The following is a 22,278-nucleotide window of genomic DNA, read 5'->3' as shown; positions in this document are numbered from 1 at the left end:
GGTGGCATGCGGCGACTGGTGCTCCTGTTGGCTGTCCTCGTGCTCGCGTCCGGCTGTGCGCGGACGACCATCGGGGGCAGTCCGGTGGCGCAGGAACCGCTCGACGTCTCCTCGCCGTTCGACCAGGAGGGGTCCACGGACCCGAGCACGGAGCCGACCGAGTCGGAGGACCCGGAGAACGCCCCGATCGACGGCGAGATCACGCCCAACTGCGCCAAGCTCAAGTGGACGGACCTGCCCTACCCCGGTGCCAAGGCCGAGACGCCGCCCACGCAGATCAACTACGACTCGACGTTCGAGGAGTCGTGCCGGTGGACGACGAAGATCGACAACGTCGAAGTCGGTGTCTCCCTGCGGTTCCGCGACGGCAAGCAGATCAAGATCGAGCGCACCACCGGCGAGTGGGACGTGAAGGATCACAAGATCGCGTATCTCGACCGCTCCGGTGAGCAGGACGTCGAACCGTCGTGCGTGCTCGCCCTGCCCTACAACGGCGGCGGGCTCGGGATCATCGTCATCGACTCGAGCGGCAAGTTCGGCGACGTCTGCGCGCAGGGCCGCAAGGTCGCCGAGGTCATGATCGACCGCGAGACGGCCTAGGCACCGGTCCTGTCCGCGGTGCGCCAGGGCTTCAGCTTCTCCGGGTTCCGCACCGCCCAGATCCTCGTGATCTGGGCGTTCTCCACCTCGAAGGCCGCGACCGTCACCGCGACACCGTCGTAGGTCGCCACCAGGCCCGGCCTCCCGTTGACGGTCCTGGACAGGATCGTCAGGTCCGGCGCGATCTTGCCGATGCCGATGAGGTAGCGGGCGATCTGCTCGCGGCCCTCCACCGGCTTCAGCACGGTGCCGACCTGGCCGCCGCCGTCGGCGATCATGACGGCGGCCGGGTCGAGCAAGGCGATCAGAGCCTGGATGTCCTGTGCCTCCCAGGCCTGTTTGAACTCTCGCACCACGTCTGCCTGCCGCGCGGCCGGGATCTCGTCACGCCGGGACGCGCGAATCCGCCGTCGCGCGGACGTCGCCAGTTGCCGGCACGCCGCGGGGCTCCTGCCGACGATGTCCGCGATCTCCGCGAACGGGAAGCGGTAGACGTCGTGCAGCACGAAGCTGACCCGTTCCGCCGGGGTCATCTGCTCCAGCACCACCAGGAACGCCATGGTGACCGACTCGTCGAGGGTGACGCGGTCAGCCGGATCGGGGCCGCCGCCCCATTCCTCCCGGTCCGGGAGCGGCTCCGGGATCCACTCGCCGACGTAGCGCTCCCGCCTGACCCTGGCCGAACCCAGCACGTCCAGGCAGATGCGGCCGGCCACCCTCGTCAGCCACGCTCCGGGGGACTCGATGGCGTCCCGCTGGTCTGACGACAGCGCGTACCACCGCGCGCAGGTCTCCTGCAGCACGTCCTCGGCGTCGGCCAGCGAACCCAGCAGGCGGTAGGCGAGGTTCAGCAGTTGCCGCTGTTCGCTCACGATCGCGTGCACACCAGCATCAGCCAAGGTCCCCCGCCTCACATTTCCGGATGCTGCGTCGTCGGACTGTCATGACCACGCAAACCACGGCAAGACCCGCCAACCTCAAGCTCCTGCGCGCCACCGTCGCGCTGCAGACCGCCGCCGTCTTCCTCCAGTCCGTCACCGCGGGGTTGATGATGACCCTCCCGTACGGGCACGTCCTGCACAGCGCGGGCTCGTACACGTTGTGGGTCGTCACGGTCGTCCACGTCGTCGTCGCGGTTCTCGCGTGGCGGCCGGGCGGCGGGTCACCTCAGCCCATCTGGTTCGCGGCGGGCTTTCTGGCGCTGATCACCGCCCAGGTGTACATCGGTGTCTTCCACCTCACGGCGCTGCACGTCCCCCTCGCCTCGGCGCTGCTCGTCGCCAGCGTGGTCTACCTCGTCAAGATCCGGCGCTAGCCGCAGCAACCTCCGCCGCAGCACCCGCCTCCGCCACCACCGGGCGCGGCCTGCTGCGTGCCGCCGATACCGGCCATGGACAGCAGCTTCACCGTGTCGGGATGGCCCTCTGGGCAGCTCGCGGGCGAGGACGACTCGCTCATGGGGCGCTGCACGTCGAAGGTGTCGTCGCAGGTTCGGCAGCGGAACTCGTAGGTCGGCACGCCCCGATTCTACGAGCGGTTAACGTGTTCTCGTGCCACGTCGTAACAGCCCCAAGCCAGAAGATCCCCGTCCCCTTGGAGGGGGCGTCGGCTGGGCGCGCGCCGAGTCAGGCCCGGACGGCGACTGGCTGGTCCGCGCCATCTCGGGCGCGCAGGCCCAGAAGACCTACCGCTGCCCCGGCTGCGACCACGAGATCCGCCCGGGCATCCCGCACGTCGTGGCGTGGCCCGCCGAGGACACGGGCTCGGTGGAGGAACGCCGCCACTGGCACCAGGCGTGCTGGGACTCGCGCGGCCGGCGAGGCCCGACCGCGCGTCGCTGGTAGTCCTAGATCCCGACCTTCTCGCGCCACCGTTCGAGCCGGAAGCGGAACTCGTCCGGCTGCTCGACAGGTGGCAGGTGCCCCGAGTCCTCGATGCGTTCGCTCGTGGAGTGCATGAGCGTGATCGCCAGCTTCGCGGCCACGTCCGGCGGCGTGAGCTTGTCGTGTTCGCCGACGAGCACCAGCGACGGGACGTTCAACGACTCCAGCACGTCCGTCGAGTCCGGCCGCTTCGCCATGGCCCGCTGCCACCACGCCACGTCCTCGGCGCGCTGCTCGAGGATCATGGTGCGCACCAGCGCCTTGGCCGTGTCCGAGGCGTCCGGTCCGAGCAGGTTCGGCAGCATCGCGTCGGCCAGCCAGTCGCCGACACCCTCGCGTTCGACGCGGTCCGCCATCGCGTGCCGGTTCGCCGCGGCCTCCGGTGCGTCTGCGGTGTGCTTGGTGTCGACGAAGACCAGACCTCGCACCCGTTCCGGCGCACGCCTGAGCAACTCCATCGCCACGTAGCCGCCCATCGAGCAGCCACCGAGCACAACGCTGTCCAGTTTCCGTTCGTCGAGCACACCCAGCACCTGCTCGGCGACGGTGCCGAGATCGGGCTCGCCGTGGCCGCGCAACGACGGCGTCAGCGCGCCCGGCACGTCCCACATCCGCGCGTCAAGCGGAAAGGCGTGCAGCAGCACCAGATCGTCCATCAGCTCTCCCACTCCGGCGCCAGCACCGACCACACCTCGAGGTCCTGACGAACCCCGCGGTGCAGGAAGTACGAGCGCAGCACGCCGTCCCTGCTCATCCCGAGCCGCCGCGCGACCGCGATGCTGGGCGCGTTCTCCGACGACACCAGCCACTCAACCCGATGCACGCCGCGTTCGCAGATCGCCCAGTCGATCAGCACCCTGGACGCCAGCGTGATCAGTCCCTTGCCGGTCGCGGCGGGCTCCAGCCAGCACCCGACCTCCGCGCGGCCCTGCGGCACGTCCATCACGCGGAACAGCACACCGCCGACCAGCTTGCCGCCGAGCCAGATCCCGAAGATCCGCCCGGTGTCGGTGGCCGCCTTGTCCGCGTAGCCCTGCAGGAGCTCCCGTGCGCCCTCCAGCGTCGCGGCCTTGTCCGCGAACGCGATGTGCTGCCCGATGAACTCCCGGCCGCGCTCCATGTGCGCGAAGAACTCCTCGGCCTGCCACGGTTCGAGCGGCCTGAGCTCGGCGTCGTCGACGCCCAGCGATTTCACGAACATCCTGTTCCCCCAAGATGGTGTGTTGTGACCACGCGAATCGTATTGGTGCGCCACGCGCAGTCCGTCCCGCCGCGCATCGGCGAGCCAGACGACGACAGCAGGCCGCTGACCCCGGCGGGCCTGGCCGAGGCGGAGTCACTGGCCGGGCGCCTCGCCGGGTACGCGCCCGCGGTGGTGCTGTCGAGCCCGCAGTGGCGTGCGGTGCAGACGGTCACGCCCGCTGCCGAAGCGCTGGGGCTCGCGGTGGTGACGTGGCCGTCGTTGCGGGAGTGGGAGTCGGGGCTGCTGCCGAGTACCGACTGGGAGAGTCTCTACGCCTACAGCTGGGCTCATTCCGGCTTCGCGCACGGGGCGGGGGAGAGCCTCGACGCGCTGACTTCTCGGGCGAGGAAAGCGTTGGCGCGCATGGGTGAGGAGTACCCGGACGTGACTGTGCTCGTAGGGTCGCACGGGATGTTCCTGACGCGCGCGTTGATCGCGGCCGGGCGTCGCGCGGACTGGGAGTCCTGGCGTGCGATGCCGATGCCGGCGATCTACGAGATCACGGTCTGACCTGCGCGGACGCGAAACTGTCGGTGCCGGCTGGGATAATTGAAATCAGGGGTCCCCCTGGGCGGGGGACCCCTGCGTGAGCTTGCGGCGTCAGGACTTCTTGGCCGTCTGAGGGCGGGTCAGCTTGGCCGTGGGGCCGTCGAGCTGGGGCGCCTGGGCTTGGGAAGCCGGAGCCTGAGAAGCAGGAGCCTGGGAGCTCGGAGCCTGGGCCGTCTGTGGCTGAGGCGTCTGTGGCTGGGAAGCCTGAGCCGGCTTGTTCTGTGCCGACGGCGCTGCCTGCGGGGCCGGGGCTGCCTGCACGGGCGCTTGCGGCTGAGCGGGCGCCTGCGGCTGAGCCGGCGCGGAACCCTGCGGCCGACCCTGCTGCGGCGCCTGAGGCGCACCCTGAGCCGGAGCAGCCGGCTTCTCCTCGTCCACCGGGTCGAGCAGCGGCACGACCTCCTGCAGCGCGGTGCGCACGTTGTGGAGCTGGTGCGACAGCCGGTTGCGGAGGTTGCGGAGCTGGTCGACGCGCTGCGTGGCGGCGGTGGTGCGGCGAGTGGCCTCCTCGGTGGCCTCGCGCACGCGGCGGTTCGACTCGTCGGTCGCTTCCTGGATGCGCGCGGTGGCCTCGGTGACCGAGTCGTGGCGGCGGCGGTTGGCTTCTTCGGTGGCCTCGCGGATTCGGCGTTCCGCGTCGGCCTTCGAGGTGGCCTGTTCCTGCGCGATCGCGGCGCGGACCCTGGCGGCTTCCTCGGCCGCCTCGCGCATGCGGCGGTCCGCCTCGCTCTTGGAGGTGGCCTCCTGGGCGGCGAGGGTGGCCATCGCCTCGGAGCGGCGGGCGGCCATGGCGATCTCGAAGTCCTCTTCGACGGTCACTCGGCGCTGCTCGGACTCGTCGGCGATCTTGCGGGCGGCGCTCTCGGCCTCGGAGACGATCTTCTCGGCCTCGTTGCGCGCGGTCTCCAGCACGCCCTTGTGCTCTGCCTCCATGGCGGCGCGGCGCTGGTCGAGCTCGGCGATCAGGGTCTCGTAGCGCTGGCGCAGCACACCCGCGTCGGCTTCCGCCTTGGCGCGGATGTGCCCGCCTTCGGCTTCGGCACGGGCCTTGATCTCGTTCGCCTCGTCCTGTGCCAGCCGCAGCATGCGCTGGAGGCGCTCGGAGAGCCCCTCCAGCGTCGTCGGCGGCAGTGACAGGCGCTCCACCTGGTTGCGCATCTCGGTGATCTCCGAGCGTGCGGCTTCCAGCTGGCGCGCCAGGTCGGACGTCTGGGAGACGGCGGCATCGCGGTCCGCGGCGAGCAGCCGCAGGTCCGAGTCGAGGCGTTCGAGATGATCCTCGACCTGAGCACGGTCATAACCGCGCTTGACGATGTCGAAGCCGGATCCCAGTGGGACGAGGTCACGGTCGTCGGCGAGGCCCATGCCCCTCACGCTACCCGTTCGGGTAACCCCAGAAGGTCACACACCCCGGAATCGATTGATAGCTGTGAGGTGCTGCGCGCGTAGTTCGTGATCCAGCACACCAAGACCTTCTTCCGGCGCAAGGCAGAGCACGCCGACCTTGCCCTGGTGCGCGTTGCGGTGCACGTCGTGCGCCGCCTGGCCCGTTTCGTCCATTGAGTACACCTTGGACACTGTCGGGTGGATCTTTCCCTTTGCGATCAACCGGTTCGCCTCCCACGCCTCGCGGTAGTTCGCGAAGTGCGAGGAGATGATGCTCTTGAGGTTCATCCAGAGGTAGCGGTTGTCGTACTGGTGCATGTAGCCGGACGTCGACGCGCACGTGACGATCTTGCCGCCCTTGCGCGCCACGAACACCGACGCGCCGAACGTCTCCCGGCCGGGGTGCTCGAACACGATGTCCGGGTCCTCGCCACCGGTCAGTTCGCGGATGCGCGCGCCGAACCGCTTCCACTCGCGCGGGTCCTGCTCGTGCTCGTTCTTCCAGAACTTGTAGCCCTCTGCCGAGCGATCGATGATCAGTTCGGCGCCCATGGAACGAACGATCTCCGCCTTCTCCGGCGAGGAGACGACGCAAACAGGCGTGGCGCCACCGTTCAGCGCGAACTGCGTGGCGTACGAACCCAGACCGCCGGACGCACCCCAGATCAGGACCGTGTCGCCCTGCTTCATGTTGGCGCCGTTGGTCGACACCAGCTGGCGGTACGCGGTGGAGTTCACCAGGCCCGGCGAGGCGGCCTCTTCCCACGTGAGGTGCTTGGGCATCGGCATCAGCTGGTTCGACTTCACCAGCGCGAGGTCGGCCAGGCCACCGAAGTTCGTCTCGAAGCCCCAGATCCGCTGCTGCGGGTCGAGCATCGTGTCGTTGTGGCCGTCCGGCGCCTCCAGCGGCACGTCCAGACAGTGCGCCACGACGCGGTCGCCCGGCTTCCACGCGGTGACACCGGGGCCGACCCGGACGACGACGCCGGCCAGGTCCGATCCCACGACGTGGTACGGCAGGTCGTGGCGGCCGCCCAGCTTCTTGAGGAAGCCGAACGTGGACACCGGCTCGAAGATCGAGGTCCACACGGTGTTGTAGTTGATCGCGGAGGCCATGACGGCGACCAGCGCCTCACCCGGCCCGAGCTCGGGCGTGGCCACCTCGTCGACGTGCAGCGACTTGCGAGGGTCCTTGTCCCTCGTCTCGAGGCCCGAGAACATGTCGGCCTCGTCCGCGTGCACGGTCACGCCCCGATAGCTGTCCGGAACGTCCAACGAACCGATGGCGTCCAGCTCGTCGGCCATGATCGCGTCAAGGATCTTCTGCACGGCGGCATTCCTTCCCTAGTGAGGGATAGTCGCAGGTTGCCGGAGGTTACTCAGGAGTAACCGATTCAGAATCCCGCTTGTGAGGGATTCCACTCGGAAGAGTTGACCGGGCGGCCAATCAAGGAGGACCATTGAGGTGTCCGAGAAGGAGGAGGTGGTGGAGATGACCAAGGCGTGGACCAGGTGGCAGGACTGGGCCGAGGTGGCGATCGGTGTTCTGGTGCTGCTGTCTCCGCTCGTCGTGGACACCTCGAACGCGGCCATGTGGACGATGATCGTGCTCGGCGCGCTCATCGCGCTCGACGGACTCGTCGAGCTCGCACGGCCCGCGATGATCTACGGGGAGTACGTGCAGATGGTGCTCGGAGCACTGCTGTTCATCTCTCCGTGGGTGATGGGCTACAGCGACCTGATGGCGGCCTCGTGGGTCTCCTGGGTCGGTGGCGTGCTCACCATTGCCGCTGGAGCGCTGGCGATGCCCTCCGCGAACGCGGCACACTCGGCCGCGGCCCAGCCGCACTGATCAGTCAGCAGACCTGTGGGCCCAGGAACGATCTTGGGCCCACACAGCCGTGAGAGGGAGACGCGTGGAGGATTCGGCCAAGGAGCGCATCCTGGCCGCGGCCGAGGAGCTGTTCGCCGACGGAGGCTTCGACGCCACCCCGACCTCGCGGATCGCCGAACGCGCCGGCGTGCCCAAGGGCCTGGTGCACTACTACTTCAACCGCAAGAAGGACCTGCTCGCGGCACTGGTCACGCGGCTGCCGGACAGCACGGTCGACCACCGCAAGATCGTCGTGGCGGGGGACGTCGCCGAGTCGCTCAGAAGGCTCGTGGCCGCACTCGACGCGCGCTTGAACGCCTCACCGCTGCTGTCCCACCTGTTGTGGCGTGAAGCGGACACGCATTCGGCGGTCAGAGACGCGATGCGGGCGCGCTACGAGAACGTCGCGGCGCAGATCAAGCAGGTCATCCTGGCCGCGGGCGGAGCGGCCGTCGCGCTCAAGGACGTCGAGGCCGCCGCGGCGCTCCTCGCGCTTGCCGTCAGCTACCGGCATTCGGTGGCGAGGCACAGCGACGAGGAGGACCCGATCGACCGAGAGCTGAGCTTCGTGGCTAACGCGCTGGCTCGACCAGCTCGATGAGCACGCCGCCCGCGTCCTTGGGGTGCACGAAGTTGACCCTGCTGTCGGACGTGCCGCGCCGCGCCTCGTCGTAGAGCAGCCGCAGGCCCTTCGCCCGCAGCGCGTCCGCCGCGACGTCCACATCGGACACCCGGTAGGCGAGCTGCTGCAGGCCGGGCCCGGAGCGGCCGATGAACTTCGCGATCGTCGAGTCCTCGTTCAACGGCGCCAGCAGCTGGATCGCGGTACCGGCGTGGTCGCCCGGCGCGTGCAGCATCGCCTCGCGCACACCCTGCTCCTCGTTGACCTCCTCGTGGGCCACTTCGAGGCCGAAGTTGTCGCGGTAGAACGCGATGGCGACGTCGAGGTCGGGCACCGCGATGCCCACGTGGTCGATCGCGGTCACGAATCGAGCGATGTCTGCGTTCATAGCGGGCAAGGGTAACTACGTGATCGGTGCAGGTGCTCCTGTGCGGGGTCTCACACGATTACCGCCCAGTAGCCCCAGGTATGGTGCCTAGTTAACGACCGTTCGCTCTTCCAATGGAGGCAGTTGTGTCCGGTTCCGTGATCGTCGCCGGGGCGCGTACCCCGATGGGCCGACTGCTGGGATCGCTCAAGGACTTCTCGGGCGCCCAGCTGGGTGGCGTCGCGATCAAGGCGGCACTGGAACGTGCGGGCGTCGCCCCCGAGCAGGTGCAGTACGTGATCATGGGTCAGGTGCTCACCGCCGGCGCGGGCCAGATTCCCGCCCGCCAGGCCGCGGTGGCCGCGGGCATCCCGATGAGCGTCCCCGCGCTGACCATCAACAAGGTGTGCCTGTCCGGCATCGACGCGATCGCGCTGGCCGACCAGCTGATCCGCGCGGGCGAGTTCGACGTCGTCGTGGCCGGTGGCCAGGAGTCGATGACGCAGGCGCCGCACCTGCTGCCGAAGTCGCGCGGCGGGTTCAAGTACGGCGACGTGACGATGCAGGACCACATGGCGCTCGACGGCCTGTTCTGCGCGTTCGACCAGGTCGCCATGGGCGTCTCGACCGAGAAGTACAACGGCCGCTACGGCGTCACGCGCGAGGAGCAGGACGCGTTCTCCGCGCGGTCGCACCAGCTCGCCGCCAAGGCCGCCGAGAACGGTGTCTTCGAGGCCGAGATCGCACCGGTCTCCATCCCGCAGCGCAAGGGCGACCCGGTCCTGTTCAGCACGGACGAGGGTGTGCGTGCGGACACCACCACCGACTCGCTCGGCAAGCTGCGCCCGGCGTTCGCCGCGGACGGCACCATCACCGCGGGCTCGGCGTCGCAGATCTCCGACGGCGCGGCCGCCGTGGTCGTGATGAGCAAGGCGAAGGCCGAGGAGCTGGGCCTCGAGTGGATCGCGGAGATCGGCGCCCACGGCGTCGTCGCGGGCCCCGACGCCTCGCTGCACGAGCAGCCGTCCAACGCCATCAAGGCCGCCTGCGCCAAGGAGGGCATCGACCCCGCCGACCTCGACCTGATCGAGATCAACGAGGCGTTCGCGGCGGTCGGCATCGTCTCCTCCCGTGAGCTCGGAATCTCCGAGGACAAGGTCAACGTCAACGGCGGCGCCATCGCGCTGGGCCACCCGATCGGCATGTCGGGCGCCCGCATCGCGCTGCACCTCGCGCTGGAACTGCAGCGCAGGGGCGGCGGCGTGGGTGCCGCGGCGCTGTGCGGTGGTGGTGGTCAGGGCGATGCTCTGATCATCCGCGTGCCCTCCAAGGCCTAATGTCCTTGGCTGTGGCCACAGCTGTTGACGTACCAGGACTGGTCGACCGCGCGCGTGACGGCGAGCCGCGCGCGGTCGCCAGACTGATCTCCCTGGTGGAACAGGGAAGCGCCAGGCTGCCCGAGGTGGCCGCGGCGCTCGCCCCGCACACCGGGCACGCCCAGGTCGTCGGCATCACCGGCGCTCCCGGCGTCGGCAAGTCGACCTCCACGAACGCGCTGGTGCGTGCTTTCCGTGAGCAGGACAAGCGCGTCGCGGTGATCGCCGTCGACCCGTCCAGCCCGTTCTCCGGCGGTGCCCTGCTGGGCGACCGCGTGCGGATGGGCGACCACGCCACCGATCCCGGCGTCTTCATCCGTTCCATGGCCACCCGCGGCCACCTCGGCGGCCTGTCCTGGGCGACCCCGCAGGCGCTGCGGGTCCTGGACGCGGCAGGGTTCGACGTGATCATCGTGGAGACGGTCGGCGTCGGGCAGTCCGAGGTCGAGATCGTGGCGCTGGCCGACACGACGCTCGTGCTCCTCGCACCGGGCATGGGCGACGGCATCCAGGCGGCGAAGGCGGGCATCCTGGAGATCGCGGACGTGTTCGTGGTCAACAAGGCCGACCGCGACGGCGCCGACCAGACCGCGCGCGACCTCAAGTACATGATCTCGCTGGGCCGCAAGGACCGCGAGGGCCCGTCCTGGCGCGTGCCTGTCGTGAAGACCGTGGCGGCGCGCATGGAAGGCCTCGACCGCGTCGTCGAGGCGATCACCGAACACCAGTCGTGGATGGCGGAGCACGGCGAGCTGACCGAACGCCGCCTGCGCCGCGCGGGCGCCGAGATCGAGGCGATTGCCGTCGAACGCGTCCGCACCCGCTTCGGCCCCGTCGACCAGCTCGCGAAGCGCGTGGTCGAGGGTGAACTCGACCCCTTCGCCGCCGCCGAGCTGTTGATCAGCGGTAACCTGCCGTCATGACCGCTTGGGGAGCGCCTCCGCCTGTCGTCATCGACCTCGGCAAGAGCGACACCCGCAAAGTCCTGATCGGCGGCTCGGTCGCCGGGATCCTCGGCATCCTCGCCCTGGTCGGCGCCGTCACCGCCTTCATCGACGGCGAACCCGTCGGCGGCAGCATCGCGGCCGTCATCGGCGTCGCCTTCACGGGCATCGGCGTGATGGCCGTGGTCAAGTGGAAGACGATCTCCCGGCCGCGCAAGCTGGTCATCGAGCAGCAGGGCATCCGCCTGGACGACCCGCAGGGCATGCCGTGGGCCGTGGCCTGGCAGGAGCTGGGCGCGATCTCGATCTCCCGGACCCAGGAGCGCGCGGTCCAGCTCGCGGACGCCCTGGTGCGCAGGACCCTGGTGCGGGTCGACCTGCACCCGCGCGATCCGCAGCAGTTCCGGCCGGCGCACCCGACGATGGAGCCGATGTGGGAGTTCCACCGCGTGCAGAACGGCTACCGCCTGCCGCTGGGTGACTCGGCCGGGTTCATCGGGCCGATGGACCACGCGCTGCGGACGTTCGCCCCGCAGATCTACCGCGGGGTCATCGACGAGGGGTTCACCGTCGGGCTCCACTGAGCCATCCGAGACGCACCTCTACTCTCAGTAGTCCCAAAGTTCACTGTTTGCAGTGATGGTCTCCCCCTTGACTACGCTGGGGAGTTACCCTCAGTCGTTCGTACGGTGTCACTTCTATCCCCCCAAGGGGTGAAGCCGTGGGCGGCAAGGTGAGCACGGAACAGCGAGTGCTGGACGTCGTGCTGTCGTTCGCCGAGGACGACACCCTTCCCGAACTCCTCCGCCACGTCGTCGTGTCCGCGTGCGATCTGATCGAGGCCCCCTACGGCGCGCTGGCCGTGATCAACGGCCACAAGGGGCTCACCGAGTTCACCGCCCACCACGACGGCCAGGTCCAGATCACGTCCGGTGACCCGCGCTCGATCGGCACGGCGGACTTCCTGGGCGCGCCGATCAAGGTCCACGACGAGACGTTCGGCAACCTCTTCCTGTCGGGCAAGCCGGAGTTCAGCGCACGCGACCGCGACATCCTCACCGCGCTGGCGACGGCGGCGGGCAGTGCCGTGGGCCACCTGGACCGCTACGAGCAGGGCCGCAAACGCGAGGTGTGGCTCAGGGCCGCCGCCGAGGTGACCACCAGGCTGCTGATGGGCACGGACGGCCGCGACGCCCTCTACCTGGTGGCGAGGACCGCGCGCAGGACGGCGAAGGCCGACTTCGCGGCGGTGGTCCTGCCCGACCACAACGGCGACCTGGTCATCGAGGTGACCGACGGCGGCACGTACGACGCCGAGGGCACGCGGGTCCCGCGCGAGGGCACGGTCACCTACCGGGTCTTCGAGTCGGGCCGGGGCGAGTGCCACGACGAGGGCAAGCTGCCCGTGGTGCCGGGCCCGTCCGCGATGGTGCCGCTGACCGTGGGGGAACGGACCATCGGCGTCCTCATCGTCGCCCGCCCGCGCGGCGAGCCCGGCTTCGACGACCCCGACCTCATCGAGGCCTTCGCCGCGCAGGCCGCGCTGGTGCTGGAGTTCACGCGGGCGAAGGGCGACACCGAGCGGCTCGCGGTGCTGGAGGACCGCGACCGCATCGCGCGGGACCTGCACGACCTGGTCATCCAGCGGCTGTTCGGGCTCGGGCTCGGGTTGCAGGGACTGACCGGCACGAGCGTGCGGCCGCAGACCGCCGAGCGGATCAGCGGGTTCGTGGAGGAGGTCGACCACACGATCCGCGAGATCCGCCGCACCATCTTCTCCCTGCAGGAACCGCCGACCGGGGGCACGAGCCTGCGCGGGCACCTGCTCAACGCGGTGCACGAGTCCGCGCAGCTGCTGGGGTTCGAGCCGGACGTGTCGCTCGAAGGGCCGTTGGACACCGTCGTGCCGGACCAGGTCAGGCCTGACCTGCTCGCGACGCTGAGGGAGGCGCTGACCAACGTCGTGCGCCACGCGAACGCGAAGCACGTCGCTGTGGCCGTGAGCGTCGACCGCACCGTGACGAGCGTCGAGCTGATGGTCAAGGACGACGGCAGAGGCTTGCCGTTGGCTGACGATTCCGGTGACGCGGCCCATCACACGGGCGGCCTCGCGAACATGGCGGCTCGGGCGCGGCGTCACCACGGCGACTGCGCGGTGGACTCGATCCCCGGTTCCGGGGTGAGCATCACCTGGTTCGTCCCACTGGTGCTGCAGGAGGCGAGATGGCGATAGCGGTGCTGTTGGTGGACGACCACGAGATCGTGCGGCGCGGACTCGTGCAGTTGCTGGCACAGGCGGAGGACATCAAGGTCGTCGGTCAGGCGGACAGCGCCACGTCCGCGGTCGCGCAGGCGCCGCGGCTCAAGCCCGACGTGGCGATCATCGACGTGCGGCTGCCCGACGGCGACGGCGTCACGGTGTGCCGGGAGATCAGGAGCCTGGTCGATCCGGCGCCCGCGTGCCTGATGCTCACGTCCTATTCGGACGATGAGGCGCTGTTCGGCGCGATCATGGCGGGCGCGGCCGGGTACATGCTGAAAGAGGTGTCCGGTAACGATCTCGTCGCCGCCGTACGCACCCTCGCCTCCGGCGGGTCGCTGCTGCACGCCGGCGTCACGGCCACCGTGCTGCAACGGCTCCGCGGCGGGCCGGAGGAGGATCCGCGCTATGCCGCGCTGAGTCCCCAGGAACGCCGCATCCTCGACCTCATCGCCGAGGGCATGACGAACCGGCAGATCGCGAACCGGCTGTTCCTCGCCGAGAAGACCGTGAAGAACTACGTGTCGTCGTTGCTGCACAAGCTCGGCTTCGACCGCCGCACCGAGGCGGGCGTCTACGCGGCCCGCCGCAGACGCACGCACCCCGGCACTTTCTGAGCCTGTTGCCAGAAGTTGTGTCCGTTACTCGCCCGAGCGGCCCCGCGCCTTGCCTTGATGGCGTCTGCAAGTACCACCAACTCAACATCAACAGGCGCTTTCCTACTACCAACAGGCGTGCGGGGCCGGGAGAGCCAGGCTAGGCGATCTTCGGCATCGGAGCCCCGGCCACCGCCGGAACCTCCTTCTCCACCAGGCGTTCCGTCTTCGCCCACGTGTTGCGCCCTGCGAAGTGCCGGTACAGCGCGCGCAGCGTCGAGACCGAGCCCAGGATCAGGAAGAACGGGTAGGCCAGGCTGACGAGCAGGCATCTCCACAGCGGCTCGTCGCCGTTCTTGAGCCGGTGCACCACGCCCCAGATCAGGCCGGGCAGCACCAGCGCCACCAGCCAGATCCCCAGCGCCAGCAGGACGTTCGAGCTCTCCGCGGTGAAGCCGCCGATCGCGTGGCCGGAGAGCTGCGCGTAGAAGTTGACGCCCACCAACCCGGTGATGAGCAACGTCATCGGCGCGACCAGCCACGGCGTCAGCAGGTACTGCAGGAACTCGAGCAGCGCGACGGACCCCACGTGCTTGGCCCTGATCAGCTTCGGCACGTACCCGAGGCACTGCAGGTTGCCCTGGCCCCACCGGGTGCGCTGGCGCAGCAGCCGCTGCACGTCGATCAGGCCCTGCTGGGTGATCGTCGCGTGCGTGGCGTACCGGACGCGCTGGCCGGTCAGGTGCACGCGCAGGCCGAGCTCCAGGTCCTCGACCAGGCACGCGGACCACGGCGTCTCGCCCAGGCCCATCAGCGTGCTGAGCCGCACGAACTGGCCGTTGCCACCGAGCCCGACCGTGCCGACGACGTCCCGCAACGACTGCGAGGCGTCCACCACGCAGCTGAACTCCAGGTCCTGCAGGAACGCCAGCAGGTTGGTGCGGTTGTGGATCCGGACACGGCACTGCACGGCACCGACGGCGCGTTGCGCGAAGTACGCGGAGATCTCGGACAGCATGCCGGGCTCGCCGCGGCCGTCGCCGTCGATCACGCCGACGATCGTGCGGTGCACCATGCCCGCCTCCTCCGCGATGCCGCGGATGTAGCGGAAGGCGTGGTTGAGCGCCTCGCCCTTGCCCTTGCGGGCCTCCGGCGGGTTGCGTCTGAGCACGTGCAGCCGATGGTCGTCGATCTCGGCCAGCACGTTCGGCGTGCGGTCGTCGGAGCCGTCGTCCACGACGACGACCTGAACCGGTGTGCGGGCTCCGTCCAAAGCGAGTGCGGAGCGCACTGTGTTGGCTACGACACGTTCCTCGTTCAATGCCGGAATGATGATCCAGTACTGCAACGGATGGCGCGAAGGCACTTCCGGTCCGCCCGGTTTCGGGCGCCACCAGACGAACAGTGCGAGCACCAGGTTGTAGAGGGGCCAAAACACCAGCAAGACGAGCATGAACGTGGCGAATTGTGTCGTGTCGCTCATGACACAAACCTGTCTACAAAAGCGGTTGCAGAGGCAATAACAGTTGTGTGGAGGTGAGGCTTGCTCATTCTGTGCTCCTGGTAACGAAGCGCTGGGCCGGTGCGAGATACCAGACAGCAGGGCCAGGAGCTGGTGTTCGTGGCGAGAGTAGGGCTAGCGGAGCAGAGCGTCAACGGCCATATCGGGGACGAATGGACCTTCGTTACACGAGGTTCGCAAAGGTGATCACCGATATGGCGGTACCCCGGAGAGCCGGGTACCAATTGATTGTCAGCGGAGATGAACCGCTGCGGTGCTGGCGCACGTTCGCCGCGCGTGCCTGAAGAGTCCAAAGAGGTAAAAGATGGGACTAAGTGCCCTGGTGCCCGGCCCTCGGCAGTTCCGCGCGGGCGAGGTTCCCGAAGTTTTCCTGATCGCAGGAACGCGGCCGGAAGCAGTCAAGATGGCTCCGGTGGCCGCCGCGATGTTCTCGGGCGGCCGCATTCGGCCGGTGCTGGTGAACTCCGGCCAGCACCCCGAAATGGTCGACCAGGCGCTCGAGTCGTTCGGCTTCGCGGCCGACGTCAGACTCAAGCTGAACCGCGTCACCGGCGGCCAGGCGGAGCTCACCAGCCAGCTGATCGAGGAACTCGACCGGCTCTTCACCGAACGCACGCCGGGCGCCGTGCTCGTCCAGGGCGACACGACGACGACGCTCGCGGGCGCGCTCGCCGCGTTCTGGCGGCAGATCCCCGTCGTGCACCTCGAGGCCGGCCTGCGCTCGCACGACCTGACCTCGCCGTTCCCCGAGGAGGGGAACCGCAAGATGGTCGGCCAGCTCGCGTCGCTGCACCTCACGCCGACCGGTGACTCCGCCGCGCACCTCGCCGCCGAGTCGCTGCAGGGCAACAACGTCCTGACCATCGGCAACACCGTGGTGGACGCCGTGCTCGACGTCGCAGCCCGCCGCGCGCCCTACGGCGACAGCAGGCTGCAGGAGATCGAGAACCGGGTCCACGGTGGACAGTCGCGGCTCGTGCTGGTCACCACGCACCGCCGCGAGTCGTGGGGCGAGCCGCTCGACCGCGTGCTGCACGCCGTGGTGGACATCGTGCGGGCCCGTCCCGACGTCGAGGTCGTGCTGCCCGCGCACCCGAATCCCGCTGTGCGTCAACAGGTCGTGGACGTGCTCGGTGGCGTCCCCCGCGTCACGATCACCGACCCGCTGCCGTACGCGCAGATGGCCAGGCTCCTCGCGCAGTGCACGCTGGTGCTGTCCGACTCGGGCGGCATCCAGGAGGAGGCGCCGTCGTTCGGCGTTCCGGCGCTGGTGCTGCGGGACGTGACCGAACGGATGGAGGCCGTCAACTCGGGCTGTGCCGTCCTCGTCGGCACCGACCGCGAGCGCATCACGTCGCTGACCCTCGAACTGCTCGACAGTCCTTCCGCGCGCGAGGCGATGACCGCGGACGGCAACCCGTTCGGTGACGGGCTCGCCTCCGTGCGCACGGAACAGGCACTGGCCTGGCTGCTGGGCCTGCAACAGCAACGACCCGCCGAGTTCGCTCCGTACGCGGGCAGCGCGACCGTGCGCATGTCCGGAGAGGTAGATGTGGCATGAGAAGCCGACTGCTCAAGGTCGCTGCCGGGGTTGCGCTCGCGGTCGCGATGGTGCCCGCGCCCGCCGCCCAGGCCGCGCCGATCTCGCTCAACCTGGACCCGGTCGGCGAGCTCGTCGAGAACGCGCTGCCCGCGCCGCCGAAGCCGCAGACCAAGCCGGCGGCGACCAGCCCGCGCATCGCCAAGCGCACGACCCAGCCGGGCGTGGTCTCGACCGCGCTGAGCTCGCTGGGCCTGACCGCGCAGGCCGCTGCCGCCGGCACGAACGGCGGCGCCGCGCCCGGTGCGAAGGCCACGCAGAAGACGTTGGTGCTCTACGACAGCACGGGTCCGTGGGCCTGGCTCGGCGAGGCGTACGCGGTGCAGACCGGCAACCTGGTCTCGCACGGCAGCTCGTACGTCATGCACCCGGTCGGGTCCTATGTGGCCGGTGAGATGTCGGGCTACACCGGCGTGATCTACATCGGTTCGACCTACGACGAGCCGATCCCGGTGGCGTTCCTCGACGACGTGCTGGCGGGCAGCAAGCCGGTGCTGTGGATGGCGCACAACATCTGGCAGCTCACCGCCCGCGCGCCCAGCTTCGCCACCACGTACGGCTGGAACTGGGTGCAGTACGACTTCGGTGCCGCGACCACGGTCCGGTACGAGAACACCGACCTCGGCCGCAACGCGCTCGCGACCCCGTCCGGTCTGATGATCACCTCGATCACGAACCCGGCCATCGCGTCCGCACCGGCGATCGCGACGGGTTCGGCGGCCGGCCCGATCAACTGGGCCACCAAGGCCAAGAACCTCACCTACATCGGCGAGGTCCCGTTCAGCTACGTCGACCACGGCGACCGCTACCTGGCGGCGGCGGACCTGATCTCCCGCGTGTCGAACCCGACCATGGTCGACCGCAAGCGGGCGCTGGTGCGCATCGAGGACGTCGGCCCCGACGCCGACCCCAACGAGTTGCGGGCGGTCGCCGACTACCTGTACGCGCAGAAGGTGCCGTTCAGCATCGCGGTCTACCCGCGCTACGAGAACCCGCTGGGCGCCGACAACAACGGCGTGCCCGAGGCGGCGAACCTCAACCAGAAGCCGCAGGTCATGAGTGCGTTGCGGTACATGACCCAGCGCGGCGGCACCATCCTGATGCACGGCTACACGCACCAGTTCGGCAAGGCGGTCAACCCGTACGACGGCCGCAGCGGCAACGACTTCGAGTTCTACACGGCCCACGTCGACGCGAACGACAGCGTGATCTACGACGGCCCGGTCCCCGGTGACTCGGCTGCGTGGATGCAGGGCCGGATCAACTCGGCGACGAACGCGTTCGCACTGGCGGGCTTCGGCAAGCCGGCCATCTTCGAACCGCCGCACTACGCCGCGTCCGCCGTGGACTACCAGGTCATCCAGCAGAACTTCGGCAAGCGCTACGACCGCGGCCTGTACTTCGGCGGCTACTGCCCCGGTGGCGCGTGCGGCACCGGCACCCCGCAGTACGACAAGATCTACGGCCAGTACTTCCCGTACCTGGTCCGCGACGTCTACGGCTCCGTGGTGGCGCCGGAGGCGGTCGGCAACGTCGAGCCGGAGCCGTTCAACAACCACCCGGCCCGCCTGCCCGCCGACCTGGTCAAGACGGCGAACCAGCTCAAGGTGGTCGATGATGGCGTGGCGAGCTTCTTCTACCACCCGTACCTCGGTACGACGTACCTGCAGCAGACCGTCGCGGGACTGAAGGGCGCGGGCTACTCGTTCGTGTCCGTCGGCACCCTGATGGCGGGGTAACAGGAGGTTCTTGGTGCGCTGGTTGTGGGCGGTGCTGCTCCTGGCCGGATGTTCAGCCGGTCAGGGCGGCCCGCCCACACCCGGTGGCGTCGACGAGGGCTGGGAGGTCACCGTCTACTACACCGCCGTCGAGTCGTTCCACACCGGACCGTCGGCGCCCGTGCGGGGATGCCTGGTCATCGACTGCGAGAACGGCGACGACGTGCTCGGCACGTTCCCGCAGTCGTTCGCGAAGGCGGTGAAGGACGAAGGTACCGGCCGCACATCCTCCGGCCGGTACCTCAACTGGTCCTACGACAAGGGCTACTGGCTCGACACCGAGCCGCGCGACTCGTTCGGCAAGCCCCTGAAGCCCTTCGTCTCCGCAGCCGCGGACGGGATGCGGACGGGGTCACGGATCAAGCTCGTCTCCTGTGGACAGACGCCCGAGGGCGGCAACGTCGACGCGGCCGTGTGCCAGAAGCTCGCGGCCTCGTCCTGGGAGATCACCGACGAGTTCACCCCTGGGCTGGGCGGGGAGCGGCACATAGATCTGTACCTGGGGGAGGAGACCGGGCCCCGGTTCACCGAGAGCGCCTGGTACACCACGTTCTCCCAGGCGGTGCTGGAGGTTCACCAGCCGAGCTGAGCCGCCAGCCGGTGCGCCTCGGTGAGCGGGTTGCCCTTGCTCTCACCCGGTACCGGCAACGGCACACCGGGGCAGCTCAGGTCCTTCGCCGGCACCACGCCGTCGACGAGGTAGCTCTCCACCACGTCGTCGACGCAGTTGTTGCCGCCGAACCCGTAGATGCCGTGGTCACCCTCGTCCAGCACGGTGAGCATGCGCGAGTTGGCGAACCCGGCATGCGCCCGTTGCGCGCCTCCGAGAGGCGTCGCGGGGTCGCGCACCGACTGCACCATCAGCGCCGACTCGATGCCCTTGCTGTTGGGACGCTTGAGCTGGACGTTCGGGCGGTCCCACCACGCGCACGGGCCGGTGATCTGGTAGCCGCCGACGAGCGAGTACTTCCTGACGCTCTGGTTCCCCTCGCGCTCCAGCGACTTCCGGTCCCCGCGGAACGGGGTGTCGTTGCACAGGATCGACATCTGCGTTCCCATGATCGAGTCCGGGTACTGCCGCGGTGCGGCCAGTGAGATCGGCAGGGTGCCCGCGACCAGCGCGAGCAGCTGGGCCGTGCCCTCGAAGGAGCCCTTGCTGTAGAGGCCGCTGAAGATCACGGCGTCCAGCACGACCGGGGTGACGACGGCGCCGTCGGGCAGGACGTAGGGCTGCTCGACCAGCCGTGCGCGCGTGGTCTCGTAGCTCTGCCGGACCTCCTCCGCGGTCTTGCCGAGCCCGAACGCGGTGTCGTACTCGGCGACCCACGGCAGGAAGTCCGTGCGGAACCTCAGCTCGGAGCCTGCCGGGAGGTTGTTGAAGGCCGTCTGCCACGACTCGGTGAACTCGATGTTGGAGTCGAGCACGATCTTGTCGAGCGTCTTCGGGAAGAAGGTGGCGTAGTGGGCGCCCATCCAGGTGCCGGCGGAGTAGCCGAGCCAGCTGACCTTCTTGCGGCCGAGGAGCTGGCGGAGCAGGTCGAGGTCGCGCACTGTCTGCTCGGTCGTCAGGTGACGGCCGAGCTCGCCGGACTTGGTCTGGCAGAACTTCGCCTGCAGTTCCATGCCGCCGTAGAGCAGGTCGAGGTTCGCCTTGCCGCGGTCGCGCCAGTCGGTGGCGAGGCGGTGCTGGTAGCCGCCGCAGGTGGCGTTGTCGCTGGCACCGGTACCGCGCACGTCGATGCCGTAGATCTCGGCGTTCTCGCTGAGCTTCGGCCGGTTCAGGTAGACCATCGGGAGCGAACGGCCCTCGCCGCCGGGCCCGCCGGGGTTGGTGAAGATGGTGCTCTTCGCCTTGCCGTTCAACGGAACCGTGCGGCTGACCGCGATCGTGACGGTCTTGCCGTTGTCGGGGTTGTGCCAGTCCATCGGCGCGGTGAACGTGCCGCACTGCAGCCGTTCGAATCCGGGATCGTCGTTGCACAACTGCCAGGTGATCTCCTGGCTCGCGAACCTGGTGCCTGCCACCGCTTGCGGTGCCACGAGCACTGTCGCGGCCATGGTCGCGGCGGTCACTACCGCCAATTGCCTTCTCACGAGAGACTCCCCCTCATCGTCGGAAGGAACGGGCCGGTCTCACGCGGAGACCGGCCCGTCTGGTCACCACCCGAGCTGGACCGCCAGCCTGCGCGCCTGCTCCAGCGGGCCGGCCTGCTGCTGACCCGGTTCTGGCAGAGGCACTCCGGGGCAGGACAGGTCGCCGGACGGCGTCACGCGGTCGACGAGATAACGCTCGACGACGTCGTTCACACAGCCGTTGTCGAGCCCGTAGATGCCGTGGTCACCCTCGTCCTTCACGGTCAGCATCCGCGATCCGGCGAACCCGGCGTGCGCCCTGCGCGCACCCTCGATCGGCGTCGGTGCGTCCCGTTCGGACTGCACCATCAGCGTCGGCGTGACGCCGATTCCGGTGGGCTGCTTGAGAGTGACGTTCGGCCTGTCCCAGTACGCGCAGGGACCCATGAGCTGGTAGTAGCCCAGCAGCGGCCACTTGGCGCCGTCCCTGGCCGCGTCACGCTCCAGGAACTTGCGGTCACCGCGGAACTCGTTGTCGTTGCAGATGATCGAGTGCAACGTGGCGTTCTTGGCGTCCGGGTAGGACGCCTGGGCGCTCATCGGCGTCGGCAGCGTGCCGGCCAGTTCGGCGAACTTGCGCGCGGTGCTGTCGAACGCGTACTTGCTGTACTGGCCCTGGACGAGCACCAGGTCCAGCGTGACCGCGTAGTACGTGCCCTCGGGCAGGGTGACGGGCTGCTGTGCGAGCTTCGCGCGTGTCCGCTCGTAGCTCTGCCGCACCTCTTCACCGGTCTTGCCGAGGTGGTAGACGCTGTCGTACTTGGCGACCCACGGCGCGAAGTCGACGCGAAACCGCCGCTCGAAGCCCATGCCGAAGTCGCCGAACACCGACTGCCACGTGCCGGTGAACTCGGTGTTCGAGTCGAGCACGATCTTGTCGAGCGTCTTGGGGAAGTAGGTGGCGTAGTAGGCGCCCATCCAGCTGCCGCCGGAGTAGCCGACCCAGTCGACCTTCTTGCGGCCGATCACCTGGCGCAGCAGGTCCAGGTCCTTCACGGTCTGGTCGGTGGTGATGAACCTGCCGAGCTCACCGGACTTGGTCTGGCAGAACTTCGCCTGCAGCTCCATGCCGCTGTAGATGAGGTCGAGGTTGGCCTTGCTGCGGTCACGCGGGTCCGTCGAGCCGAGCGTGTCGAACCCGCCGCACGTCACGTTGCTGCTGGCGCCCGTGCCGCGCACGTCGATGCCGTAGATCTCGGCGTTCTCGCTGAGCTTCGGACGGTCGAGGTAGATCATCGGAAGCGTGCGTCCCTCGCTGCCAGGTCCGCCGGGGTTGGTGAAGACCGCGGTCTTCGCCTTGCCGTTCAACGGAACCGTGCGGCTGACCGCGATGGTGATGGTCTTGCCGTTGCGCGGGTTGTTCCAGTCCATCGGCGCGGTGAAACTGCCGCACTGCAGCCGTTCGAATCCAGGCTCGTCGGTGCACTGCTGCCAGGTGATCTTCTGGTCGGCCAGGCCGGTCGCCTGGGCCTGCGGGGCGACGAACAGCGATGTCGCCGTGACGACGGCGAGTGCCGCCGCGATCTTGTTGCGGTACATGCGTTTC

General features: G+C 69.0%; 24 protein-coding genes. 14 read left to right on the top strand and 10 right to left on the bottom strand.

Annotation, left to right across the window (positions count from 1 at the left end; genetic code table 11):
• The first annotated feature begins 6 nt into the window (after window positions 1-6).
• Complete coding sequence (locus tag ACSHWB_RS07290; RefSeq protein WP_439661306.1) at window positions 7-600, top strand: DUF3558 family protein; 594 nt, start codon at window positions 7-9, stop codon at window positions 598-600.
• Here ACSHWB_RS07290 and sigJ read toward each other — a convergent pair.
• Window positions 597-1,499, bottom strand: a complete 903-nt coding sequence (sigJ, locus tag ACSHWB_RS07285) for an RNA polymerase sigma factor SigJ (RefSeq protein ID WP_439661305.1) — start codon at window positions 1,497-1,499, stop codon at window positions 597-599. The two genes, ACSHWB_RS07290 and sigJ, sit on opposite strands and share 4 nt — an antisense overlap.
• 44 nt (window positions 1,500-1,543) lie before the next feature.
• Between sigJ and ACSHWB_RS07280 the strand changes: the two genes are divergently transcribed.
• Window positions 1,544-1,915: a hypothetical protein gene (locus tag ACSHWB_RS07280; RefSeq protein WP_439661304.1), complete on the top strand. Its 372-nt coding sequence runs from the start codon at window positions 1,544-1,546 to the stop codon at window positions 1,913-1,915.
• Here ACSHWB_RS07280 and ACSHWB_RS07275 read toward each other — a convergent pair.
• Complete coding sequence (locus ACSHWB_RS07275; protein WP_319987431.1) at window positions 1,912-2,118, bottom strand: FmdB family zinc ribbon protein; 207 nt, start codon at window positions 2,116-2,118, stop codon at window positions 1,912-1,914. The genes ACSHWB_RS07280 and ACSHWB_RS07275 overlap by 4 nt on opposite strands.
• A 32-nt stretch (window positions 2,119-2,150) precedes the next feature.
• Between ACSHWB_RS07275 and ACSHWB_RS07270 the strand changes: the two genes are divergently transcribed.
• Complete coding sequence (locus tag ACSHWB_RS07270; RefSeq protein WP_439661303.1) at window positions 2,151-2,444, top strand: hypothetical protein; 294 nt, start codon at window positions 2,151-2,153, stop codon at window positions 2,442-2,444.
• A gap of 2 nt (window positions 2,445-2,446) precedes the next feature.
• On the opposite strand, the gene ACSHWB_RS07265 is transcribed toward ACSHWB_RS07270, so the two are convergent.
• Window positions 2,447-3,139, bottom strand: a complete 693-nt coding sequence (locus ACSHWB_RS07265) for an alpha/beta fold hydrolase (protein ID WP_439661302.1) — start codon at window positions 3,137-3,139, stop codon at window positions 2,447-2,449.
• The gene (locus tag ACSHWB_RS07260) at window positions 3,139-3,684 is read right to left on the bottom strand and encodes a GNAT family N-acetyltransferase (RefSeq protein WP_439661301.1); all 546 of its coding nucleotides are present in this window, start codon (window positions 3,682-3,684) and stop codon (window positions 3,139-3,141) included. The genes ACSHWB_RS07265 and ACSHWB_RS07260 overlap by 1 nt, the downstream gene beginning before the upstream one ends.
• A gap of 24 nt (window positions 3,685-3,708) precedes the next feature.
• On the opposite strand from ACSHWB_RS07260, the gene ACSHWB_RS07255 reads away from it, so the two are divergent.
• Window positions 3,709-4,236: a histidine phosphatase family protein gene (locus tag ACSHWB_RS07255; protein WP_439661300.1), complete on the top strand. Its 528-nt coding sequence runs from the start codon at window positions 3,709-3,711 to the stop codon at window positions 4,234-4,236.
• A 90-nt stretch (window positions 4,237-4,326) separates the two neighbouring features.
• Here ACSHWB_RS07255 and ACSHWB_RS07250 read toward each other — a convergent pair whose 3' ends face one another.
• Together ACSHWB_RS07250 and ccrA are read right to left on the bottom strand one after the other, a co-directional pair.
• The gene (locus tag ACSHWB_RS07250; protein WP_439661299.1) at window positions 4,327-5,640 is read right to left on the bottom strand and encodes a chromosome segregation protein; all 1,314 of its coding nucleotides are present in this window, start codon (window positions 5,638-5,640) and stop codon (window positions 4,327-4,329) included.
• A 36-nt stretch (window positions 5,641-5,676) separates the two neighbouring features.
• On the bottom strand, window positions 5,677-6,966 hold the full coding sequence (gene ccrA, locus ACSHWB_RS07245; RefSeq protein WP_439664541.1) for a crotonyl-CoA carboxylase/reductase: 1,290 nt from the start codon (window positions 6,964-6,966) through the stop codon (window positions 5,677-5,679).
• Between the two features lie 187 nt (window positions 6,967-7,153).
• Between ccrA and ACSHWB_RS07240 the strand changes: the two genes are divergently transcribed.
• Window positions 7,154-7,513 (top strand): SPW repeat protein, encoded by a 360-nt coding sequence (locus tag ACSHWB_RS07240; RefSeq protein ID WP_439664540.1) that lies wholly within the window; start codon window positions 7,154-7,156, stop codon window positions 7,511-7,513.
• A gap of 64 nt (window positions 7,514-7,577) precedes the next feature.
• A complete protein-coding gene (locus tag ACSHWB_RS07235) occupies window positions 7,578-8,135 on the top strand; it encodes a TetR/AcrR family transcriptional regulator (protein WP_439661298.1) in 558 nt (185 codons plus the stop codon).
• Here ACSHWB_RS07235 and mce read toward each other — a convergent pair.
• A complete protein-coding gene (mce, locus tag ACSHWB_RS07230; protein WP_439661297.1) occupies window positions 8,107-8,544 on the bottom strand; it encodes a methylmalonyl-CoA epimerase in 438 nt (145 codons plus the stop codon). The two genes, ACSHWB_RS07235 and mce, sit on opposite strands and share 29 nt — an antisense overlap.
• A gap of 125 nt (window positions 8,545-8,669) precedes the next feature.
• Between mce and ACSHWB_RS07225 the strand changes: the two genes are divergently transcribed.
• The 5 genes from ACSHWB_RS07225 to ACSHWB_RS07205 all read left to right on the top strand — a co-directional run bounded on the left by ACSHWB_RS07225 (window position 8,670) and on the right by ACSHWB_RS07205 (window position 13,720).
• The gene (locus ACSHWB_RS07225) at window positions 8,670-9,860 is read left to right on the top strand and encodes an acetyl-CoA C-acetyltransferase (RefSeq protein ID WP_439661296.1); all 1,191 of its coding nucleotides are present in this window, start codon (window positions 8,670-8,672) and stop codon (window positions 9,858-9,860) included.
• 11 nt (window positions 9,861-9,871) lie between these two features.
• Complete coding sequence (gene meaB, locus ACSHWB_RS07220; RefSeq protein ID WP_439661295.1) at window positions 9,872-10,822, top strand: methylmalonyl Co-A mutase-associated GTPase MeaB; 951 nt, start codon at window positions 9,872-9,874, stop codon at window positions 10,820-10,822.
• A complete protein-coding gene (locus tag ACSHWB_RS07215; RefSeq protein WP_439661294.1) occupies window positions 10,819-11,427 on the top strand; it encodes a hypothetical protein in 609 nt (202 codons plus the stop codon). The genes meaB and ACSHWB_RS07215 overlap by 4 nt, the downstream gene beginning before the upstream one ends.
• 137 nt (window positions 11,428-11,564) lie before the next feature.
• Entirely contained in the window at window positions 11,565-13,076 is a 1,512-nt protein-coding gene (locus tag ACSHWB_RS07210; RefSeq protein ID WP_439661293.1) for a GAF domain-containing protein, read from the top strand.
• A complete protein-coding gene (locus ACSHWB_RS07205; protein ID WP_439661292.1) occupies window positions 13,067-13,720 on the top strand; it encodes a response regulator in 654 nt (217 codons plus the stop codon). The genes ACSHWB_RS07210 and ACSHWB_RS07205 overlap by 10 nt, the downstream gene beginning before the upstream one ends.
• Window positions 13,721-13,859: 139 nt before the next feature.
• On the opposite strand, the gene ACSHWB_RS07200 is transcribed toward ACSHWB_RS07205, so the two are convergent.
• Window positions 13,860-15,182: a glycosyltransferase family 2 protein gene (locus ACSHWB_RS07200; RefSeq protein ID WP_439661291.1), complete on the bottom strand. Its 1,323-nt coding sequence runs from the start codon at window positions 15,180-15,182 to the stop codon at window positions 13,860-13,862.
• 343 nt (window positions 15,183-15,525) lie between these two features.
• On the opposite strand from ACSHWB_RS07200, the gene wecB reads away from it, so the two are divergent.
• The 3 genes from wecB to ACSHWB_RS07185 are packed head-to-tail and all read left to right on the top strand — an operon-like array spanning window position 15,526 to window position 19,188.
• Window positions 15,526-16,782 (top strand): non-hydrolyzing UDP-N-acetylglucosamine 2-epimerase, encoded by a 1,257-nt coding sequence (gene wecB / locus ACSHWB_RS07195; RefSeq protein ID WP_439661290.1) that lies wholly within the window; start codon window positions 15,526-15,528, stop codon window positions 16,780-16,782.
• The gene (locus ACSHWB_RS07190; protein ID WP_439661289.1) at window positions 16,779-18,560 is read left to right on the top strand and encodes a DUF2334 domain-containing protein; all 1,782 of its coding nucleotides are present in this window, start codon (window positions 16,779-16,781) and stop codon (window positions 18,558-18,560) included. Before wecB ends, ACSHWB_RS07190 begins: the two co-directional genes overlap by 4 nt.
• 13 nt (window positions 18,561-18,573) lie before the next feature.
• Window positions 18,574-19,188 carry a hypothetical protein gene (locus tag ACSHWB_RS07185; protein ID WP_439661288.1) on the top strand — a complete coding sequence of 205 codons (615 nt, stop codon included), beginning with the start codon at window positions 18,574-18,576 and terminating at the stop codon, window positions 19,186-19,188.
• On the opposite strand, the gene ACSHWB_RS07180 is transcribed toward ACSHWB_RS07185, so the two are convergent.
• A complete protein-coding gene (locus ACSHWB_RS07180; RefSeq protein ID WP_439661287.1) occupies window positions 19,173-20,693 on the bottom strand; it encodes an alpha/beta hydrolase in 1,521 nt (506 codons plus the stop codon). The two genes, ACSHWB_RS07185 and ACSHWB_RS07180, sit on opposite strands and share 16 nt — an antisense overlap.
• 63 nt (window positions 20,694-20,756) lie before the next feature.
• Window positions 20,757-22,271 carry an alpha/beta hydrolase gene (locus ACSHWB_RS07175; protein ID WP_439661286.1) on the bottom strand — a complete coding sequence of 505 codons (1,515 nt, stop codon included), beginning with the start codon at window positions 22,269-22,271 and terminating at the stop codon, window positions 20,757-20,759.
• Between the last annotated feature and the right edge of the window lie 7 nt (window positions 22,272-22,278).

It is taken from the genome of Lentzea sp. HUAS TT2, assembly GCF_051853195.1.
Lineage (GTDB): Bacteria > Actinomycetota > Actinomycetes > Mycobacteriales > Pseudonocardiaceae > Lentzea.
This window is presented reverse-complemented; position numbering and strand designations above follow the sequence as displayed.

What these genes read in the sequence shown, in the direction of transcription:
- ACSHWB_RS07260 (WP_439661301.1), bottom strand. Translation starts at nt 3,684, where the DNA reads ATGTTCGTGAAATCGCTGGGCGTCGACGACGCCGAGCTCAGGCCGCTC.
- ACSHWB_RS07250 (WP_439661299.1), bottom strand. Translation starts at nt 5,640, where the DNA reads ATGGGCCTCGCCGACGACCGTGACCTCGTCCCACTGGGATCCGGCTTC.
- wecB (WP_439661290.1), top strand. Translation starts at nt 15,526, where the DNA reads ATGGGACTAAGTGCCCTGGTGCCCGGCCCTCGGCAGTTCCGCGCGGGC.
- ACSHWB_RS07175 (WP_439661286.1), bottom strand. Translation starts at nt 22,271, where the DNA reads ATGTACCGCAACAAGATCGCGGCGGCACTCGCCGTCGTCACGGCGACA.
- ACSHWB_RS07200 (WP_439661291.1), bottom strand. Translation starts at nt 15,182, where the DNA reads ATGAGCGACACGACACAATTCGCCACGTTCATGCTCGTCTTGCTGGTG.
- ACSHWB_RS07215 (WP_439661294.1), top strand. Translation starts at nt 10,819, where the DNA reads ATGACCGCTTGGGGAGCGCCTCCGCCTGTCGTCATCGACCTCGGCAAG.
- ccrA (WP_439664541.1), bottom strand. Translation starts at nt 6,966, where the DNA reads ATGGCCGACGAGCTGGACGCCATCGGTTCGTTGGACGTTCCGGACAGC.
- ACSHWB_RS07240 (WP_439664540.1), top strand. Translation starts at nt 7,154, where the DNA reads ATGACCAAGGCGTGGACCAGGTGGCAGGACTGGGCCGAGGTGGCGATC.
- ACSHWB_RS07265 (WP_439661302.1), bottom strand. Translation starts at nt 3,139, where the DNA reads ATGGACGATCTGGTGCTGCTGCACGCCTTTCCGCTTGACGCGCGGATG.
- ACSHWB_RS07205 (WP_439661292.1), top strand. Translation starts at nt 13,067, where the DNA reads ATGGCGATAGCGGTGCTGTTGGTGGACGACCACGAGATCGTGCGGCGC.
- mce (WP_439661297.1), bottom strand. Translation starts at nt 8,544, where the DNA reads ATGAACGCAGACATCGCTCGATTCGTGACCGCGATCGACCACGTGGGC.
- ACSHWB_RS07280 (WP_439661304.1), top strand. Translation starts at nt 1,544, where the DNA reads ATGACCACGCAAACCACGGCAAGACCCGCCAACCTCAAGCTCCTGCGC.
- ACSHWB_RS07290 (WP_439661306.1), top strand. Translation starts at nt 7, where the DNA reads ATGCGGCGACTGGTGCTCCTGTTGGCTGTCCTCGTGCTCGCGTCCGGC.
- ACSHWB_RS07190 (WP_439661289.1), top strand. Translation starts at nt 16,779, where the DNA reads ATGAGAAGCCGACTGCTCAAGGTCGCTGCCGGGGTTGCGCTCGCGGTC.